Genomic DNA, 1,454 nt, shown 5'->3' with positions numbered 1-1,454 from the left:
CCCTTGCTATGAAAGGAAAAAAACTCAATGGCTACTATTCAATGGTTTCCTGGTCACATGTCTAAAGCACGTCGACAGGTGCAGGAAAATTTAAAATTTGTTGATTTTGTAACGATTTTGGTGGATGCACGCTTACCTCTATCCAGTCAAAATCCTATGTTGACCAAAATCGTTGGTGATAAACCAAAACTCTTGATTTTAAACAAGGCGGACTTGGCTGACCCAGCAATGACCAAGGAATGGCGCCAGTATTTTGAATCACAAGGAATTCAGACGCTAGCTATCAACTCCAAAGAGCAAGTGACTGTAAAAGTTGTAACAGATGCGGCCAAGAAGCTCATGGCAGATAAGATTGCTCGTCAGAAAGAACGTGGTATCAAGATTGAAACCTTGCGTACCATGATTATTGGAATTCCAAATGCTGGTAAATCCACTCTCATGAACCGTTTGGCCGGTAAGAAGATTGCCGTTGTCGGCAATAAACCAGGTGTTACCAAGGGGCAACAATGGCTCAAAACCAATAAAGACCTGGAAATCTTGGACACACCAGGGATTCTCTGGCCTAAATTCGAAGACGAAACTGTTGCTCTTAAACTAGCCTTGACTGGAGCTATCAAAGACCAGTTACTTCCTATGGATGAGGTAACTATTTTTGGCCTCAATTATTTCAAAGAACATTATCCAGAAAAGCTGGCTGAACGCTTCAAACAAATGAAGATTGAAGAAAAAGCGCCTGTTATTATTATGAATATGACCCGTGCCCTTGGTTTCCGTGACGACTATGACCGCTTTTACAGTCTCTTCGTGAAGGAAGTCCGTGATGGCAAACTCGGTAACTATACCTTAGATACATTGGAAGACCTAGATGGTGACGATTAAAGAAATCAAAGAACTCCTTGCTACGGCCAAGGACCTTGATAGCCCTATTTTTCTAGATCTTGAAAAGGATAATCGCTCAGGAGTTCAAAAAGAAATCAGCAAGCGTAAAAAAGCCATTCAGGCAGAATTGGATGAGGATCTTCGTTTGGAATCCATGCTTTCCTATGAAAAAGAACTTTATAGGCAAGGATTGACATTAATTGCTGGTGTTGATGAGGTCGGCCGTGGTCCTCTGGCTGGACCTGTAGTCGCTGCAGCCGTTATTTTGCCTAAAAATTGTAAGATTAGATGTCTCAACGACAGCAAGAAAATTCCTAAAAAGAAACATCTAGAAATTTATCAAGCCGTTCAAAACCAAGCCTTGTCAATCGGGATTGGTATCATGGATAATCATCTCATTGACCAAGTCAATATCTATGAAGCAACCAAACTAGCTATGAAGGAAGCAATCTACCAGCTCAGTCCTCAACCTGAACATCTCTTGATAGATGCCATGAAACTGGACTTGCCCATTTCACAAACATCTATCATCAAAGGAGATGCTAATTCCCTTTCAATTGCAGCAGCTTCTATAG

Annotated in this window: 2 protein-coding genes; both read left to right on the top strand. The window is 41.3% G+C overall.

Going from position 1 to position 1,454, the window contains the following annotated elements; all coding sequences use genetic code 11:
- Positions 1-27 precede the first annotated feature (27 nt).
- Positions 28-879 (top strand): ribosome biogenesis GTPase YlqF, encoded by an 852-nt coding sequence (gene ylqF, locus QZ359_RS03965; protein WP_261048132.1) that lies wholly within the window; start codon positions 28-30, stop codon positions 877-879.
- On the top strand, positions 866-1,454 hold a 589-nt coding region (locus QZ359_RS03960; protein ID WP_293960703.1), incomplete at its 3' end, for a ribonuclease HII. The genes ylqF and QZ359_RS03960, both read left to right, overlap by 14 nt.

This window comes from Streptococcus sp. (assembly GCF_019414905.1).
In the GTDB taxonomy this organism is placed as follows: Bacteria; Bacillota; Bacilli; order Lactobacillales; family Streptococcaceae; genus Streptococcus.
The sequence above is the reverse complement of the archived record's forward strand: the minus strand, read 5'-3'. Positions and strand labels throughout refer to the sequence as shown.